General features: G+C 67.9%; 12 protein-coding genes and 1 tRNA gene. 3 read left to right on the top strand and 10 right to left on the bottom strand.

Annotated features, from left to right (window positions below; genetic code table 11):
* The first annotated feature begins 160 nt into the window (after positions 1–160).
* Genes WAS25_RS06980 through WAS25_RS06990 form a run of 3 tightly spaced genes read left to right on the top strand, consistent with a single transcriptional unit; the run spans position 161 to position 3,047 of the window.
* Positions 161–1,129: an AAA family ATPase gene (locus tag WAS25_RS06980; RefSeq protein ID WP_422310797.1), complete on the top strand. Its 969-nt coding sequence runs from the start codon at positions 161–163 to the stop codon at positions 1,127–1,129.
* On the top strand, positions 1,129–1,941 hold the full coding sequence (locus WAS25_RS06985) for a helix-turn-helix domain-containing protein (RefSeq protein WP_422310798.1): 813 nt from the start codon (positions 1,129–1,131) through the stop codon (positions 1,939–1,941). Before WAS25_RS06980 ends, WAS25_RS06985 begins: the two co-directional genes overlap by 1 nt.
* Complete coding sequence (locus WAS25_RS06990) at positions 1,938–3,047, top strand: hypothetical protein (protein WP_422310799.1); 1,110 nt, start codon at positions 1,938–1,940, stop codon at positions 3,045–3,047. Before WAS25_RS06985 ends, WAS25_RS06990 begins: the two co-directional genes overlap by 4 nt.
* Here the strand turns inward: WAS25_RS06990 and WAS25_RS06995 are convergent.
* The 10 genes from WAS25_RS06995 to WAS25_RS07040 all read right to left on the bottom strand — a co-directional run.
* A complete protein-coding gene (locus WAS25_RS06995) occupies positions 3,044–3,496 on the bottom strand; it encodes a DUF5675 family protein (RefSeq protein ID WP_422310800.1) in 453 nt (150 codons plus the stop codon). The two genes, WAS25_RS06990 and WAS25_RS06995, sit on opposite strands and share 4 nt — an antisense overlap.
* Before the next feature lie 406 nt (positions 3,497–3,902).
* Positions 3,903–4,055 carry a hypothetical protein gene (locus tag WAS25_RS07000; protein ID WP_422310801.1) on the bottom strand — a complete coding sequence of 51 codons (153 nt, stop codon included), beginning with the start codon at positions 4,053–4,055 and terminating at the stop codon, positions 3,903–3,905.
* 36 nt (positions 4,056–4,091) lie between these two features.
* Positions 4,092–4,673, bottom strand: a complete 582-nt coding sequence (locus tag WAS25_RS07005; protein ID WP_422310802.1) for a DUF1579 domain-containing protein — start codon at positions 4,671–4,673, stop codon at positions 4,092–4,094.
* Positions 4,674–4,748: 75 nt separating this feature from the next.
* On the bottom strand, positions 4,749–5,147 hold the full coding sequence (locus tag WAS25_RS07010) for a hypothetical protein (RefSeq protein ID WP_422310803.1): 399 nt from the start codon (positions 5,145–5,147) through the stop codon (positions 4,749–4,751).
* A gap of 132 nt (positions 5,148–5,279) precedes the next feature.
* A tRNA-Gly gene (locus WAS25_RS07015) sits at positions 5,280–5,354 on the bottom strand.
* Between the two features lie 48 nt (positions 5,355–5,402).
* A complete protein-coding gene (locus WAS25_RS07020; protein WP_422310804.1) occupies positions 5,403–6,119 on the bottom strand; it encodes an ABC transporter ATP-binding protein in 717 nt (238 codons plus the stop codon).
* 9 nt (positions 6,120–6,128) lie between these two features.
* Complete coding sequence (locus WAS25_RS07025; RefSeq protein WP_422310805.1) at positions 6,129–8,084, bottom strand: ABC transporter permease subunit; 1,956 nt, start codon at positions 8,082–8,084, stop codon at positions 6,129–6,131.
* 1 nt (position 8,085) lies between these two features.
* Entirely contained in the window at positions 8,086–8,964 is an 879-nt protein-coding gene (locus WAS25_RS07030; protein WP_422310806.1) for a branched-chain amino acid ABC transporter permease, read from the bottom strand.
* A gap of 60 nt (positions 8,965–9,024) precedes the next feature.
* A complete protein-coding gene (locus tag WAS25_RS07035) occupies positions 9,025–10,290 on the bottom strand; it encodes an ABC transporter substrate-binding protein (protein ID WP_422310807.1) in 1,266 nt (421 codons plus the stop codon).
* Between the two features lie 103 nt (positions 10,291–10,393).
* Positions 10,394–10,885 (bottom strand): tetraacyldisaccharide 4'-kinase (locus tag WAS25_RS07040; RefSeq protein ID WP_422310808.1); only part of this gene is annotated, 492 nt, incomplete at its 5' end.

Below are 10,885 nucleotides of genomic sequence, written 5' to 3' on the forward strand. Positions count from 1 at the left end.
CCCTGGGCCTGACCGTGCGGACCCTGGCCCAGCGCTTGCGGGAGCACGCCATTCCTCTGGAAGATGGAGGCTCCACCTCCGCTAGGCCGAAGGTCGAGCGGGAGGAGCGTGCTGGGCACGGTCCGACAGGTGGCGAGAGTCAACTCCCTGGAAAGGCCCCATGACCCAAGCCCCGCCCATCCTCATCCCTCCGGTCCGCAGCGCGGAGGGGATCCGTCCGGCCGCGCGCGCCGGCCTGGCGGCCCTGCAGTCCGTGGTCGTGGGCAAGGAGGCCCAAGTCCGGCGGGCCTTCGCAACCATGCTGGCGGGCGGTCACGTGCTGCTGGAGGATCTGCCGGGTGTCGGCAAGACCACCCTGGCCAAGGGGCTGTCCCGCATCCTCGGCGGCACCTTCCAGCGAGTGCAAGGCACCAACGACCTGCTGCCCTCCGACCTGCTGGGCGTCCACCTTTGGGACGCCAAGGAGCAGGCCTTCCGCTTCCAGCCCGGGCCAGTGTTCTGCCACGTGCTGCTGCTGGATGAGCTGAACCGCATCGGTCCCAAGACCCAGAGCGCCATGCTGGAGGCCATGGTGGAAGGGCAGGTCACACTGGATCGGAGCACCCACAAGCTGCCCGAGCCCTTCTTCGTCATCGCCACCCAGAATCCGCTGGACCACGCCGGCACCTTCCCGCTGCCTGAGAGCCAGCTGGACCGGTTCTCCTGCACCATCCACTTGGGCTACCCCGACCGTGCGGCAGAGCGCCGCATCCTCACGGGGGAAGCGGGCGCCGAGCGGCTGGATACCCTCTCGCCCGTGCTGGACCTGGACGGCTGGCGCCAGGCCCGCGCCGCGGTGCGGGCCGTGAAGGTGGCCGAGGCCGTGCTCGACTACGTGGAGCGCATGGTGGAGCGCATCCGCGCCGGCGGCGGCTTCTGCTCCACCCGCGCCGCCAAGCACTGGCTGGCCCTGGCCCAGGCCGAAGCCTGGCTGGAGGGCCGGGACTTCATCACGCCCGATGACCTGCAGCGCACCCTCACCGACACCATGGCCCACCGCGGCAGCCTCGATGACCGCCGCCTCAACCGCGGCGAGCGGCGCGAGCAGCTGGCCCGCCTGGTCAAGGAACTGCCCGTGGGGTGGTCCTGATGCGGGAGGGCGAGTCCGTCGGCCAGCTCATCCGTCAGGCCCGCGAGGCCCGCGACCTGAGCCTGGAGGCCCTGGCCAAGGAGCTCAAGCTGCCGGTGCGCCACCTGGAGGCCATTGAGGCCGACGACTGGGTGGCCCTGCCGCCCGGCCGGCCCCGGCCCCTGGCCCGGCAGCTGGCCGAGCGGTTGGGGGTGGACCTCGAGTTCCACACCGGGGCCTTCCAGATCGTACCCGGGGGGCAGGAGCTGGAGCCGCCGGATCCCCGCCGCGAGCGCCTGGAGCGCATCGTGATGGCCGTGCTCACGGGGGCCTCCGCGGTCGTGGTGCTGTGGCTGGTGGTGCCGGGGCCAAGCCTGGGCCACAAGCCCCCGCCCAGCTACCTGGTCGCCCTCAGCAAGCCCAGCCTGCCACCGCCTCCGGCGCCCAGTGCCTCGCCTTATCCCGTGCTCGGGGAGCTCCTGCCCGAGGCGCCCATGAATGAGCAGGGCCTGCTGGTGAGCCTTCGGGCCCAGGACATCGCCGACATCCGCATCGAGCCCCAGACGGCGGAAGGGGGCCCCCCCATGGTCCGCACCCTGCGGGTCTCCGAGGCCTGGCGGTTCCGGGTAAAGGGGGCCTTCACCATCCGCGTGGACAACGCCGGAGTGGTGAACGTCGAAGTCGCCGGTCGCCGCATTCCCCATGGCCAGAGCATCGGCGAGAGCTGGGCCGGCGTCTTTGACGGCGAGGGCCGGTGGCTGCGGCCGGCCCAGCCCGAACTCCCGAACGAGCCCATCGTGCCCGATGAAGATGAGGAAGTGACCCGGCCATGAGCATGCATCCCATCGTTGAGCGGTTCCTCCAGGGCGGTCTGCCCGAGCCCATGGCTATGGCCCTGGTGGGGGGCAGCCTGCCGGTGCCTACCATGGACCTGTTGCAGGCCCTGGCCCATGCCTGCCTAAAGGAGACCCCGTACACCCAGCGGGGCCTGACCTTCTTCGCGAGCATGCCCGAGTCCCTGCTGACGGGCGTGCTGCTCGACCGGGTGGATCCGCCCGCGCCCCTGCAACTGGCGCTCTGCCACCGCAAGGAGCCCGCGCTGCTGGAAGTCGCTCTCCTGAACGCCTCGCTCACCGCGGCCATCGTAGAGGCCTCGGTACCCAGCCTGCCCGGTTCGGTGCTGGAGATCGTGCTGAACAATCAGGTGCTCTGGATGGAGCGCCACCGGATCCTGGACCTGCTGGAGGAGCACCCCGAGGCCGAATACGTCATCAAGCGGCGCGTCAACGAGTTCCGCTTCGACGTCCTGCGCCTGATCCCCGAAGAGGTCAAGCGGCAGCGGCTGGAGATCATCGACGAGGTCGAAGCCGGCCACCTGGACCGTGCCTGGTCCGAGCTGCCCCTGCCCAAGGAGAAGTCGAAGGAGGAGGCCGAGGCCGAGATCGAGACCGAGGACATGGCCGCCGAGCGTCGCCTGCTGGCGCAGAAACCCATTCTGGACGACGAGGGCAATGAGATCACCCTCACCCTCACCCAGCGCATGATGAAACTCACCACCAACCAGAAGATCATGCTGGCCATCAAGGGGGGCAAGGAAGAGCGCACCTTCCTCATCCGCGAGGCCAACCGCCTCATCCAGGTGAACGTCATCCGCAACGGCCGCATCACCGAAGGCGAGGTGGCCTACATCGCCAACATGCGCACGGTGAACGAAGAGGTGCTCCGCATCATCTCCAACAGCCGGGAGTGGATGAAGAAGTATCCCATCACCAAGTCGCTGGTCATGAACCCCAGGACCCCGCTGCCCGTGGCCATGACCCACTTCAAGCGGCTCTATGAGAGCGACATGAAACTGCTCATCAAGGACCGCAACGTGGCCGAGCTGCTCCGCCGCGAGGCCAAGCGGCTGGTGGACATGAAGGCCCACGGCAAGGGTTAGACCCCGAGCACGGACGCCGGTGGCTGGGCCGCCAGGATGGTGATGCGCACAGGCTCGCCCCGGTCCAGGGCTGCCTGCACCTTGGCCTTCAGGGCGGCAAGTGCGCCCGTGGAAGTGCCCCCGGCAATGGTGTCCCCGGCCAGCTTGCTCCCCACAAGGATGCACCCCTTGGTGTGGGCCTCGTTGTTGCCGCTGTGGATGAGGATTCCGTCGAAGAAGGGAACCTCCAGCAGGCGCATCATCAGTTTCTTGAGGCGTGGGCTCATGTTGATGATCACCGGGTAAGTGCCGGGTGGGATGGCGGTCTCGTCCTTGATTTTGCCTTCACCCTTGGGACCCAGGTCGCGAACCACGTCCTCCAGGGTGTAGCACTCGAACTGGCCGTCCACCGTGAGCGTTCCCGTGGTGGCGTGGGCGCTGGAGGGATTGCGCTGCAGGCGGAGCTCCATGGCGTACCTCGCTGGTTCGAAATGAGAAGGTGTCTAGACGTGGACTTGTGGAACAGCCTAGCCAACGGAGGCAAATTCGTCTCGAAAAACCTGTCTGAAACTGTAAGTGATGTCCGGACATCCATTCCAGCATACGTGTTGCCAGACTTGACACCTCACACGAACCGGATCCACTGGCGGATGAGCCCTTCCAGCGCCACCCGGCGGGCCTGAATCTCGTCCAGGTCTGAGAACGCGACCATGGCCCGGTCCTAGGCCAGCCACTGCATCAGGCCCTCTGGGTCCTCCAGGGCACGGTTTGAATGTCCCGCACCTTGGCGCCCAGGTGGAGAAAGAGGCCGAGGCCGACCTTCATCCGCAGGTGCAGGGTGGCGAAAAATTCCGAAGTGCGGACGCTGGGCACCTTTCACTTGATGCCTTCCCCGATGGTCGGATCGACACCCAGGATGATCCGTCGGAGCGCTTCGACTTCACTCCGGGTGGCGGGTGTCAGCCCGGCCAGGAAGGCCTCGACAACGGCGGTGCCCCCATCGGGGAAGTCGGGTTTGGGTCGGGCCATGGCATCTCCTGGACAGCCCCCAGGGCAGGCCCCGGGCTATTTCGGCAGCACCGTGCCCCCGGCGGGCCAGGTGGTGTCGCCCACCCGCTTCAGGGTCATCTCGAAGAAGCGCACCGGCTCCTTGCCGGCCTGGAGGCGGTCGCCCACCTCGAACCAGGTCCCGCCCTTGATGGTGGCCGTGTAGCGGAGGGTCATGGGTCCGGCGGGAACCTCCCAGATGAAGCCGTCCGCCAGAGGCGTCAGCGCGAAATCGCCCACGCTGCCCATGGCATGCGAGTGCAGGGTGTAGGCCTTGGTGGCGGGATGGAACGAGACGGTGCCGAAGGCGTTGAAGGTGACCTTGCCGCCCAGGTCGTAGCCCCGCCCCTCGATGACCTTGACCGAGCCGTCCAGGAAGGGCCCGATTCGCTCGGTCTGGGTGATGGTGTGCCTTTCGCCGGAGGGCAGCAGGGTCCACGCGGTGCCGCGCCAGACGCCGTCCATGAAGGCCAGCTTGCCCAGGGCTTCCTGCTGGGCAGCGATGAGTTTCGCCGGATCGGGGCGGCCCTGGGCGTGGGCCCCGGGAGCCACACCCTGGAGCAGGAGAAAGGTGATGGGAAAAACCATGGTGCGGGTCATGGGACGCTCCTGGTGGGTGCCTCCGCGCGAGTGTGCAGCACGGCGGGTCCGAGGGGAAGGCCTGCGCGGAAGGCCTCAGTGGGGGAGCCGCTCCAGCAGGATGCCGGCGTCCGGGGACTCGGGCCGGTAGTAGGCGAGGCGCCCAGGTAGGCAGGACAGGACGGCGCCGGAGCCCTGCAGGCAGATGGCTTGGAGCGCCTCGGCGAGGGGCAACTCCCGGCCATCGAGCTTCAGCCCGGCCACCATCACGTGGCAGGTGGGGCCCGCCCCCTTGGCCCGGAGCAGGCGCTCCAACTCCACGGGGAAGTCCTGGTGGCTGGGAATTACGGTGGCCAGGGCGGCCTGGTAGGGCAGGTCATGGTTCAGGCGGTCCAGGATCTCCCGGCGGCGCTTGGCGCTGGCGAGGAACTGGGCCCACCGCGCCTGCTTCTCCGACCGGAGGAAGGCCTTCACGAACAGTCCTTCATGGTCCATGGGGGAAGTCTCCTGGGGCAATGAGCCTGGCGGAACTGAGGCGGACGGCGGGGACCGGCTCGGTTGATGGTGCAGAGCCTCCGGGCAGATTTCCCGGATAGGACGAAACCCCCTGACGGGGGTCTCGAAGACTGGAGCGGGCGACCAGGATTGAACTGGCGACATTCAGCTTGGGAAGCTGACGTTCTACCACTGAACTACGCCCGCGGCAGGGGTCCATGCTAGCGCAAGTGGCGGTCCCGGGGCCAGCCCTGCTCAGCCCAGGTAGGCGGCGATGACGCGCTCGTTGCGGCTCAACTCGGCGGGGGTGCCTTCGACGGCGATGCGGCCGCGCTCCATGACATAAGCGTAATCGGCCACTTCAAGGGCGCTCTTGGCGAACTGCTCCACCAGCAGGAGAGTGATGCCCTCCTCCTTCAGGCGCCGGATGGTGCGGAAGACCTCCTGCACGATGACGGGGGCGAGGCCCATGGAGGGCTCGTCCAGGAGCATGACCTTGGGCCGGGCCATGAGGGCGCGGCCGATGGCCAGCATCTGCTGCTCACCGCCCGAGAGTGTGCCCGCAGCCTGCTTGGTGCGCTCCTTCAGCTTGGGGAACAACTCGTAGACGCGATCCAGATCGGCCTGGGCCTTGGTCTGGAAGCCGAAGAAGCGGGGCAGACGCGAGTAGGCGCCCAGCAGGAGGTTGTCCTCCACCGAGAGCGGCCCGAACACCTTTCGCCCCTCGGGTGAGTGTGCCAGTCCCAGCCGGGCGATGCGCGAGGCATCGAGGCCCTGCACCTCCTGGCCGTCCAGCCTGACCTTGCCGCGGCTGGGTTTCAGGCCGCCGGAAATGGCCCGCATGGTGGTGGTCTTGCCCGCGCCGTTGGCGCCGATGAGGGCCACCAGGGTGCCCGGTTTCACGGTCAGTGTGGTGCCCGTCAACACTTCGCTGGCGCTGTAGCCTGCATGGAGATCTTCCACTTGCAGCATGACTGCCTCCTAGGCCGGCTGGGGCGAGGGTTCGCCAGGGAGGTCGGTTTGCGGGGGCTGCCCCAGGTAGGCTTCCACCACCTTGGGATCGCGCTTCACTTCGTCAGGCGTGCCTTCGGCGATGACCTTGCCGCCATCCAGTACGGTCACGGTGTCGCAGAGCTCGCTCACCACGTCCATGTGGTGCTCGATGAGGAGGATGCTGATGCCACGCTGGTGGACCCGCTTGATGATCTCGATGAGCTGGACTGCGTCGGGGTGGGCGAGGCCCGCGGCGGGCTCGTCGAGGATGAGCAGGTCGGGCTTGCGGGCCAGGGCGCGCGCGACTTCCAGGAAGCGCTGGGCGCCGTAGGTCAGGTCCTTGGCCTTGGTGAGGGCCTGGTCCTTCAGGCCGATGCGGTCCAGAAGACAGAGGGCGTCGGCCTGGGCTTGGCGTTCCTCCTTGCGGGCCAGGCCCAGAAGTACCAGGGGCAGGGGGCTGCGGTACACGCCTTTGAGCGCCACCATGACGTTCTCCAGGGCCGTGAGTTCGGCGAAGAGCTGGAGGTTCTGGAAGGTCCGCGCAACCCCGGATTTTGACACCTGGTAGAGGCTGCCCGATGGCAGGGCCACGCCCCGCAACAGGATGCGGCCGGCGCTGGGTGTGTAGAGCCCAGAGATGACATTCACCACGGTGCTCTTGCCCGAGCCGTTGGGGCCGATGAGGCCGTGTATGGCGCCGGATTTGATCGTCATGGACAGGCCGTCCACAGCCTTCACTCCCCCGAAGTACCGCTTGAGATCCTCGATGACAAGCAGAGGCGAGCCGTCGGCGGCGCGAGGCGGCAGGATGGCCTCAATGTCCGTGGGCTCGGGCAGGGGCGCGTGTGGCACGCGGAACAGCTTCGCCAGAAAGAGGGACAGGAAGCCCATGAGGCCCTCGGGCAGGCCCACCACCACGGAGAAGAGCATCAGGGCGAAGATGGCCTTGCGCCAGTCCTCGGTGTTCTCCACGAAGAGTCCGCCCACCACCAGCAGGCCCATGGCGATGCCAGGGGCCAGGGCCTGGAAGGGGCGGGCGGTCTTCTTCACCAGACCGCGCAGACCTGCCGCCAGGGCTCCAGCGAAACCAAGGCCCGAGAAGACCTGGAAGAGCAGGCGGTTCGACAGCAGGTTGGGCAGCAGGACGATGACCGTGGCGCCCACGAAGGCGCCCCACAGGCTCTTACGCCCGCCCAGCACCACCCCCAGCAACAGGATGATCATCAGGTCGTAAGTGAAGCTCTGGGGCTGCAGGTACTGGAAGTTGAAGGCGTAGAGCCCGCCCGCCAGGCCGCCCAGACTGGAGCCCAGGGCGAAGGCTGCCACCTTGTGCCGGTAGGTGCCCACCCCCATGGCATCCGTGGCGATGGGACTGTCCCGCAGGGCCTCGAAGGCGCGGCCCCACTGCGAAGCCAGCAGGTTGCGCATGAGGAGCCAGACCACGCCCAGGAGGGCCAGGCAGAGCCAGAAGAACAAGGGCGGGGTCAGTGCGTGGCCCCAGACTGGCGGCCGGTTCAGGCTCAGCCCCTGGGCGCCGCCCGTGAGGTGCTCCAGCTCGTTCAGGGCCGTGGTGCTGAGAGCGGCAAAGCTGAGGGTGGCCAGGGCGAACTGGGGACCCTCCAGGCGCAGCGCGGGCAGGGCCAGCAGGCCGCCCAACACCAGACCCACGGCCATGGCGGCCAGCAGGGCCGGGCCCATGCCCAGGCCGAACCTGGTGACGGCGAGGCCGGCCGCGTAGGCGCCCAGGCCCAGGAAGGCCACGTGGGCGAGGTTCACCTGGCCCAAGTAGCCCACGGTGACGTCCAGGCCGATGAGCAGAATGCCGTAGATGGCCAGCAGGGTGAGCAGGCCCAGGGCGTAGGGGTTCACCACCAGCAGAGGGATGGTGCCGAGGAAGGCGAAGACGAGGAGCTCGGCGCCGCGGAGGAGCAAGATTCTCTTCATCTCACACCTTCCGGATGATGGCTTTGCCGAATACACCCGTGGGCCGCACCGCCAGGGCGAGGATGAGCAGCACCAGGCCCGGCGCCTCGCGCCAGCCGCTGCCCAGGTAGAAGCTGGCCAGGCTCTCCAGCGCCCCCAGGAACATGCCGATGAGCACCACCCCGAACCCCGAGTCCAGGCCCGCCACCACGGCCACGGAGAAGGCCTTGAGGATGAGGGCCGAGGCCATGGTCGGCCCCACGGTGGTGATGGGGGAGACCAGGATGCCCGCCAGGGCCGCCACGGCGCCCGACAGGCCGTACGACAGCATGACGGTGCGGGTGGCGGAGATGCCCATGAGCTCGGCGGCGTCGCGGTCGGCCGACACGGCTTCGAAGGCCTTGCCCAGCAGGGTGCGGCGCTTGAACAGCTCGATGGCCCCCATGATGGCCAGCACACCCACGGCCACGGACAGCTCGAGGCGGGTGATGTCCACGCCCAGCACGTGGATGGGATCGGCCGAGATGGGCGTGGGGAAGGGGCGGTCATCCCGACCCCAGATGTTCTCGGCGGCGGAGAAGAAAAAGAGGCCGATGATGATCGTGAGCAGGATCCAGCCCTCGCCCTTCTGCTCCAGCGCCAGCCGCACGCCCGCGCGCTCCACCACTAGACCCATGATGGCGCCGAAGAGCAGGCCGCCCGGGATCATGGCCCAGTAGGGCACGCCGAGGTTGAGCAGCGTGAGGCTGAAGAAGGCCGAGACCATCACCAACTCGCCCTGACCGAAGTTGATGCTCTTGCTGGTGGCGAAGGTCAGCTGGAAGCCGTAGGCGATGAGGGCATAGACCAGCCCCATCAGGGCGCCGCTGACGGCCATCTGCCCAATGATCGATGCGTTCATGCGAGCCTGCTCGGGGGAAAAAGCGGGGGGCCGAAGCCCCCCGGGTCACGGGTTGGGAAGCTACTTCTTCTTGCCCTTGGCCTTGGCGGGAGTGGCCGTGATGGCGGACTTGCGGAGGCGTTCCCGGTCGGCGTCGTTGCCGAAGACCACGCGGCCATCCTGCACCATGCCCATGACCGTCTGTTCGCGGCGGAAGGCCTCGTGGGTGGTCACGTCAGCGGGATCCCACTTGGTGTAGGGGTGGTTCCAGGTGGCAATGACGCCCACCACGGGCTCCTTGAGATCCTCCAGGGCCTCCTTGACCTTCTTCGTATCGGTGCTGCCAGCCTGCTTCACGGCAGCAGCCATGAGGTAGACAGCGTCGTAACCCTGGGCCGCAGCCACGGGGGAGGGAATGCGGGTCACCTTGTAGGTCTTGTGGTAGCCCTCGATGAAGCTCTTCGCCTTGGGCGTGATGGGCTCCTCGATGAAGGTCTGCGGCATCAGGGTTCCATTGCCGTTCTTGCCGGCGTTGTCGATGAAGTTGGACATGGAGAGCGTCCAGCCGCCGATGAGGGGGACCTTCATGTTGATCTTGGCCATGCCGTTGGACACGGCAGCCAGCTCGGGCCCGATGCCCCAGATGAGGATGGCCTGGGCGCCGGCGGACTTGGCGCGCAGCAGCTGGGCGGTCATGTCCTTGTCACCGATGTTGAACTTCTCCTGCGCCACCACCTCCAGCTTGTTCCCCTGCTTCTTGATCTGGTCCAGCATGTCGTCCCGGCCGGACACACCGTAGTTCGTGGAGTCGAAGACCACGGCCACCTTGGTGAACTTGCGGTTGATGGCTTCCTCTACGACCATGGCGGCCTGGATGCCGTCATGGGCGGCGAAGCGGAAGATGGAGTTGTCCTTCACGCCGGGCTTGTCTGGCTTGTTGGCCCACTGGGTCATGGACGCGGAACCTGCGGCGGGGCAGATGATCTTGGTGATGCCCTTCTCCTGCAGGTGCTTGTCGCCGGCCATGCAGACGCCAGTGTTCACGGTGCCGATGACGCCGGTCAGGTCGCCCATGGCGGCCAGCTCCTGGGCGATGAGGGCGCCCCGCTCGTTCTTGGCCTCGTCGTCGCGCTCGATGATCTCGATCTTCATCTTCTTGCCGCCCACCAGGATGCCGCCGGCGGCATTGATCTCGGCGATGGCGAGCTTGGAGCCGTCCCGCGCGGAGGTGCCCATGGGCGCGGAACCGCCGCTGAAGGGCCCGGTGAGGGCGATCTTGACGGTGTCTCCGGCGTGGAGGCCCAGGGCCGCGAGCAAGAGCGATCCCTGGACGATCTGCTTGAACATGCTGTCCTCCTCAGAGGCGATGGGGTGGGTGGATGGATGGGCGCAAGCATAGCGGCCCCGGGCCCTCCGGGGAAGGTGGGCCTGTTCCTTCCAAGCGGCCGAATCAGCTCAATCGAGCCTGCACCCAGGCGAGCAGGGGCTCGCCGCCGGCCACCCGCTGCTCGGCCACCAGGAGCGGCAGGTCCAGGACCCGCGCATGATCCGGGCCGAGCTTCACCGCATCCTTCTCGGTGCAGACCAGCCACCCGGCCCCTTCGGCCCGGGCCTGGGCCTGCAGGTGGCGCAGGTCCGCCGGTGAGGGACCCCGGTGGTCCGGGAAGCTGCGCGAGCCAACCCACGTGTGGCCAGCCAGCAACAGGTCGGCATAGAAGGCCTCCGGGTGCCCCAGCCCGCACCAGGCGAAGGCGGGACCCTCGACCTCGGCTGGCGGCAGCTCCGCCGGCCAGCGGCGCAGACCGCCCAGGACGAAGTCCACCCAGAAAATGGGGCCGCCCGAGCCGTGGCGGGCCCACCAGGCCTCGATTTCGGCGCGGTCCTGCACCCGCGCGGCGCGGGTCACCACCAGGGCCTGGGCGCGGCGGGCGCTGTCCATGGG

The organism is Geothrix sp. (genome assembly GCF_049292215.1).
Classification (GTDB): Bacteria; Acidobacteriota; Holophagae; order Holophagales; family Holophagaceae; genus Geothrix.

Excerpts from the sequence above, each read along its gene's own strand:
- WAS25_RS07000 (WP_422310801.1), bottom strand. The coding sequence starts at position 4,055 with ATGGCCCGACCCAAACCCGACTTCCCCGATGGGGGCACCGCCGTTGTC.
- WAS25_RS07035 (WP_422310807.1), bottom strand. The coding sequence starts at position 10,290 with ATGTTCAAGCAGATCGTCCAGGGATCGCTCTTGCTCGCGGCCCTGGGC.
- WAS25_RS06995 (WP_422310800.1), bottom strand. The coding sequence starts at position 3,496 with ATGGAGCTCCGCCTGCAGCGCAATCCCTCCAGCGCCCACGCCACCACG.
- WAS25_RS07005 (WP_422310802.1), bottom strand. The coding sequence starts at position 4,673 with ATGACCCGCACCATGGTTTTTCCCATCACCTTTCTCCTGCTCCAGGGT.
- WAS25_RS07010 (WP_422310803.1), bottom strand. The coding sequence starts at position 5,147 with ATGGACCATGAAGGACTGTTCGTGAAGGCCTTCCTCCGGTCGGAGAAG.
- WAS25_RS06985 (WP_422310798.1), top strand. The coding sequence starts at position 1,129 with ATGCGGGAGGGCGAGTCCGTCGGCCAGCTCATCCGTCAGGCCCGCGAG.
- WAS25_RS07025 (WP_422310805.1), bottom strand. The coding sequence starts at position 8,084 with ATGAAGAGAATCTTGCTCCTCCGCGGCGCCGAGCTCCTCGTCTTCGCC.
- WAS25_RS07030 (WP_422310806.1), bottom strand. The coding sequence starts at position 8,964 with ATGAACGCATCGATCATTGGGCAGATGGCCGTCAGCGGCGCCCTGATG.
- WAS25_RS07020 (WP_422310804.1), bottom strand. The coding sequence starts at position 6,119 with ATGCTGCAAGTGGAAGATCTCCATGCAGGCTACAGCGCCAGCGAAGTG.
- WAS25_RS06990 (WP_422310799.1), top strand. The coding sequence starts at position 1,938 with ATGAGCATGCATCCCATCGTTGAGCGGTTCCTCCAGGGCGGTCTGCCC.
- WAS25_RS06980 (WP_422310797.1), top strand. The coding sequence starts at position 161 with ATGACCCAAGCCCCGCCCATCCTCATCCCTCCGGTCCGCAGCGCGGAG.